Source organism: Noviherbaspirillum sp. (genome assembly GCF_036846085.1).
Taxonomy (GTDB): Bacteria; Pseudomonadota; Gammaproteobacteria; order Burkholderiales; family Burkholderiaceae_D; genus Noviherbaspirillum.
Window position 1 is genome coordinate 1 of sequence record NZ_DAIUCO010000318.1, and the last position, 5,395, is coordinate 5,395.

4 protein-coding genes are annotated in these 5,395 nt (G+C 61.3%); all 4 read right to left on the reverse strand.

Features of this window, described 5'->3' with window-relative positions:
- Nucleotides 1-207: 207 nt before the first annotated feature.
- Nucleotides 208-1,149 (reverse strand): lipase secretion chaperone, encoded by a 942-nt coding sequence (locus V7080_RS23590; protein ID WP_334190822.1) that lies wholly within the window; start codon nt 1,147-1,149, stop codon nt 208-210.
- Nucleotides 1,150-1,158: 9 nt separating this feature from the next.
- Nucleotides 1,159-2,091 carry a lipase family alpha/beta hydrolase gene (locus V7080_RS23595; RefSeq protein WP_334190823.1) on the reverse strand — a complete coding sequence of 311 codons (933 nt, stop codon included), beginning with the start codon at nt 2,089-2,091 and terminating at the stop codon, nt 1,159-1,161.
- A gap of 423 nt (nt 2,092-2,514) precedes the next feature.
- Complete coding sequence (locus tag V7080_RS23600; protein ID WP_334190824.1) at nt 2,515-4,275, reverse strand: allantoate amidohydrolase; 1,761 nt, start codon at nt 4,273-4,275, stop codon at nt 2,515-2,517.
- Nucleotides 4,272-5,240 (reverse strand): allantoinase PuuE, encoded by a 969-nt coding sequence (gene puuE, locus V7080_RS23605; RefSeq protein ID WP_334190825.1) that lies wholly within the window; start codon nt 5,238-5,240, stop codon nt 4,272-4,274. The genes V7080_RS23600 and puuE overlap by 4 nt, the downstream gene beginning before the upstream one ends.
- Between the last annotated feature and the right edge of the window lie 155 nt (nt 5,241-5,395).

Below are 5,395 nucleotides of genomic sequence, written 5' to 3' on the forward strand. Positions count from 1 at the left end.
AAGCGAAATAAACTCGCCTGCGGCTCAGACAAATTTCGCTTCTTTATCCGCTTTGACACCCTCTTTTCCGGCAGCGCCCAAGCGGAATTCAACGGCCACAGCCTCTATGCGCGAGCATAGCTTGTCCCAATACTTACTGCTTGTAACAAGACCCACAATAAACAATTTTGGAGCAAGCTTAACCGACCAATCCAACCCATCGTCAATTCACTCATACGCCCCCAACCGCTTGCGCTCGTCCTCGTTGAATTGCGCTTGGCGTAGTTGATCCAGATACGCTTCCCGTTCTGTTTCCGGCAGGCGCGGATTGCTGGCGATGAACTGGTTGCGCTGCGCGAGGTAGGCGGCGATGCGGGCCTTCCAGGCGGATTCCTCCTGGTCGACTTCGGCCATGCGTGCCGCCGCCTCGGGCGTCAGCGCGGCGGCGCGCATCCGGTAGATGTCGTCCTCGGTGGCCCCTTCGGCGCGCATCTTGTTCGCCGATTCCTCCAGTCGCGCGATTTTGAATGGCTCTTCCCGCGCCTCTCGCAGGGCGGGCGGCAATGCGGCGTCGAGCGCGGCCAGTTTTTGCTGTTTCTGCTCCGGCGTCAGTGAGGTGTCCAGGCCGATCTCCAGGCGTGCCAGCGCATCGTTGTCGTAGGCATCTTCGAGGCCAAACATGGCCTGGCTTTCCTTGTCGCTGAAGAAGCGGGCGCGGGTTTGCAGCAGCGCCGCCTGGCGGCCGCGGATGGCTTGCAGCGTTCCGCCGGCCAGCTGGCTGTTCTTTTCCACTTCCACCAGTGCAGTTTTGTAATCGAGATAGCGTGCCAGCAGTTCTTTCGCCTGCCCGGCCGCGCGGGCTTTCAGCCGTCGGTCCAGTTCGAGTTCGATTTCCTTGCGTATCGCGTCCAGCGGCTTTTCGCCGACCGCGGCAAGGTAATAGTCAAACAATCGCACCAGTTCCGCGCTCACCACGAGATCCTCGCCGTCCACCTCGATCCGGCCGTCTGGCCGCGTGCCCTCGAAGGAACGGACGAAGGGAAACAGGTTTTGCTCGGTCGATGCGACGGGCGCTGCGGGTGGTTCGCCGGCGGGTGACAGCAGATAAACGAAAACGGCGGCGGCCGTAGCCGCCGCCCCAAGCCACACGGATGTGGATTTTTTTATCATTTGGATGGATTACAGGCCAAGGTTTCTCAGGCGGTTTGCCTGCTGGCGGTACAGCGTGACCGGATTGGTTTCGAAGATGTTCGTCAGGCCGATGGTCTGGTTGACTTCATCCAGGTGGTTCATCGAATAATCGTCGCGGATCACCCGGCCGAGACGGCTGGAGCAGCTGCTGACCAGGCCGTCGTTCTTGGCAAAGCCGAATGCCAGTCCGGTCAGTGCCAACGCCGGATCGACGATGTCGAGCGCATTGGTATAGGGTTTCGCGCCGCTCCACGAAAAGTAGTGCACGCCGCGCGCCTGGTAGGCACCTTCACCGCAGGAGGTGGTCGGCACGCCGTAGGGATGCTTCTGGTTGAAGCGCAGCGAACCGGCGGTGCTGAGCGATACGTTGGCCGCGTTGGCATTCTGCGGCAGGCCGGACCCGCCCGACAGGAAGCTGATGAACTGCGACAGGCCATTGGTGATCGAGGCCAGCACCGCGTTCGACAGCGAGCCGTCCGGCGCGACGCCGATCAGGATGTCGGCCACTTTCGATCCCTTGTTGACGCCGCCGACGCTGGTCACCGACGCGACGAGGTCGGGCCGCACCGATGCGACGTAACGGGCGGTGGGGCCGCCGTGGCTATGGCCGATCAGGTTGACCTTGCCGGCGCCGGTTGCAGCAATGATCTGCTTGACCTGGCTGAGCAATTGCTCGCCGCGTACTTCGGTGCTGTTGGTGGCGGACACCTGGGCCACATACACGCGCGCGCCATCGCTGCGCAGTGCGGCGGGAATGCCGTACCAGTACTCGACCAGGCCGATACGGTCGAAGCCGAACAGGCCGTGCACCAGCACGATGGGGTATTTGGTCTGGGTATAACCGGCAGCCCAGGACGGGGCCGGCAGTGCGACGATCGTCACCAAAGCGGCGACGATCCACTTCATGAAGCGGTTTTGCATGTTGTCTCCTGTGAATTATTTTTTTTACAGTGTGCTTCTTGCGGTAAGGCGGGAACGATGATGGAAGGCTGGCGGACTCCTTTTAAGTCGAATTGTGAGAAGGGATGTGATGCGCAGTGCAACTTGTCCGCAGTGCGCTACGCACTATTGCAGGCAAGGAAAACATGCAATAACACAAAACTAACGTTGTTCGGTTTGGCATAATAGAACTGGAATTCTAAATTGGCAATGTGCACTGCAACAACGTTAGAATTTGTCCAATTTATTGCTTGATGGGAACAAATTGCGGTGTTTTTGCCGACGTTCCTGGTAGAACCACGTTGAATCAGTTCATTGGAATTGATATTCGATGACGATGGTGAGGGCGCATGCGACGCACCCGTCGATTGATGAACCCGGCAGCCGAAGACTCGATACTGTCGGTTACGTTGCCTTCGGTTTGAAACCCCGCAGGAATTCAAGGAAGATGCGGCATGACAGATCGGCATCGTCGGCAGTCATCGTCTCCAGCGGATTGTGGCTGATGCCGCCATTGCCGCATCGGGTGAAGAGCATGCAGATATCGGTGATGCGCGCCATCATCATCGCGTCGTGTCCGGCACCCGAGGGAAGGTGAAACGACGGCACGCCGTGCCGTGCTGCGGCATCTTCCAGTTGCGCCATCAGCCATGGCGCACAGGGCGCGGCCTGTGCCGACACGATCGGCGTCAGCAGGAAATCGACCTGGCGGCGCGCGCAGATCTCAGCGATCTCCTTCAGCACATCCGCCACCGCCGCATCGCGTACCGCATCGTCGGCGGCGCGGATGTCGAGTGACAGGCGGCATGCGCCGGGTACAACGTTCACCGAGCCGTTCGGCACCTGCAACTGGCCGACGGTACCGACCAACGCCGGTTCACGGCTGCAGCGACGTTCGACATGCAACACAATTTCCGCCGCTGCCGCCGCCGCATCCCTGCGCATTGCCATCGGCGTGGTACCCGCATGGCCGGCCGTTCCGGTCAGGTCCAGCAGATAGCGGCTGCTGCCGGCGATCGACGTGACCACGCCAACCGGCAGACCGCGTTCAAGAAGCACCGGCCCTTGTTCAATATGCACTTCGATAAAGCCGAGCAGACGGGATGGGTCCCGGGCGATCGCAGGAATGGCGTCGACCTGGTGGCCGGCTGCCTGGAGCGCGGCGCGCATGGTGATGCCATCCGCATCGCTCCTGTCCAGCAAGGCCATGTCAAACACGCCGGCGACGGCGCTGCTGCCGAGGAAAGTGCTCTGGAATCGCACGCCTTCTTCTTCGGCGAAACCGATTACTTCCAGATGGAACGGCAGCTTTTCGCCGCGCTCATGCAGATGCCGAACCGCCGCGATCGGGAGCAGGATGCCTTCGCGGCCATCGTATCTGCCGCCGTTGCGCACCGTGTCGAAATGAGAACCGGTGATCAATGTCTTCGCATCCGGATCGTCCGACAGATAGCGACCGACCACATTGCCGACCGCATCGATGCCAACCTGCATGCCGGCATCGCGCATCCATTGCGCCAATTGCGCGGCCACGCGGCGATGGGCCTCCGTCATGTAGGCGCAGGTAAGGGCGCCTTCGTCGTCGCTCCATTGCGCCAGCAAGTCGGCACGCGCCAGGATGTCGATGCCGAAATCCGGCCTGATGCCGAGCAGGTCATTCAGGCGCAGCTCCGCGATGCGGCCAATCTGCCGCAGACTTTCCGCGATCTCGTCGGTGCGCCGGTTTTTCAGCCTGCGGCCGAAGGTGTCGATGATGGCGCCGCGGCCCAGTCCGTTTCCATCCGGGCCTTTCACAGCGAGGATGAACGGAAAGCCGAATTTCCGGTTGTATTCCGCATTGAGCGTCTGCAATTGCGCAAACTCCTGTTCGCTGCAATTGCCCAGTCCGGCACGCGCCTGTTCATCGGTGGATTCTTTCGTCAGCTGGCCGGCCACGGCCGCCTTGCCGGCAAGTTCGGGATGGGCGCGGATCAGGCCGAGCTGTTCGTCTTCGCTGGCTGCGGTGACTACCTGCTGCAAGGCCAGCTTGATCGCGGCGGGCGACGCAAAGGGACGCGCTCCCGCGGCGCGTGCGGCGATCCATGGCGAATGTTCGTAGATGCCGTGCAGCGCCTGGATGAACGCATCGCTATCGCAACGATTCAGGAAGTCGAGTGAGATGGTCATGCGGTGTCCCGTGGCGAAAACGGATGGATGGTCCGCCAGTGGCTGGCGATGTCGATGCGGCGCGTGATCCATACCTTGTCGCGCGATTGCACGTAATCCAGGAAGCGCGCCAGCGCGGCGGCACGCGCGGGCCGTCCGGCGATGCGGCAATGCAATCCGATGGACAGCATCTTCGGCCGGTCGAGACCGGACGGATCGCCTTCGCGGTACAGCACGTCGAACGCATCCTTCAGGTAATCGAAAAACTGGGTCCCGGAGTTGAAGCCCTGCATGGCGGCGAAGCGCATGTCGTTGGTATCGAGCGTATACGGCACCACGAGGTGCGGCGCGGTACGCATCGTACCGTCCGGAGCGCGTGCCTCCACCTGCTGCCAGAACGGCAGGTCATCGCCGTAATGATCTGCATCGTAGACAAAGCCGCCGTGTTCCACGACCAGCCGGCGGGTATTGGGCGAATCGCGGCCGGTGTACCAGCCGGTGGGCGCACTGCCGGTGAGATCGCGGATGATCCGTACCGCTTCCGTCATGTGGGCGCGCTCGGTGGCTTCGTCGACATTCTGGTAACTGATCCAGCGCAATCCGTGGCAGGCGATTTCATGGCCCAGTTCGATGAATGCGGCGGTCGCTTCCGGATGGCGTTTCAGAGCCATCGCCACGCCGAAGATGGTCAGCGGCAGGCGGCGTTCCTCGAACATCCGCAGCAGCCGCCACAGTCCCGCGCGCGATCCGTATTCATACAACGATTCCATGCTCATATGGCGCATCGGAAATGCCTGTGCGCCGATGATTTCCGACAGAAACGTTTCCGATGCCGGATCGCCGTGGAGCACGTTGTTCTCGCCGCCTTCCTCGTAGTTGAGGACGAACTGCAGGGCAATCCTTGCACCCTGCGGCCATTGTGCGTGGGGCACGTCGCGGCCGTAGCCGATCATGTCGCGCGGGTAGTTTTGGTAGGGGTCGGTCATGATGGGGACGGGTGGTTGGGTTGGATGATAGCGGGTTGGGAATAGGTTGATATATGGGAGCGCGAATATCTGGTCTTGTGGTTGATGTATATGCATGACCCCGGTTTCTCACCTCTCGTCATTCCCGCGTAGGGTTTCGCAGGCGGACAGCATGC

What these genes read in the sequence shown, in the direction of transcription:
- V7080_RS23590 (WP_334190822.1), bottom strand. Translation starts at nt 1,149, where the DNA reads ATGATAAAAAAATCCACATCCGTGTGGCTTGGGGCGGCGGCTACGGCC.
- V7080_RS23595 (WP_334190823.1), bottom strand. Translation starts at nt 2,091, where the DNA reads ATGCAAAACCGCTTCATGAAGTGGATCGTCGCCGCTTTGGTGACGATC.
- V7080_RS23600 (WP_334190824.1), bottom strand. Translation starts at nt 4,275, where the DNA reads ATGACCATCTCACTCGACTTCCTGAATCGTTGCGATAGCGATGCGTTC.
- puuE (WP_334190825.1), bottom strand. Translation starts at nt 5,240, where the DNA reads ATGACCGACCCCTACCAAAACTACCCGCGCGACATGATCGGCTACGGC.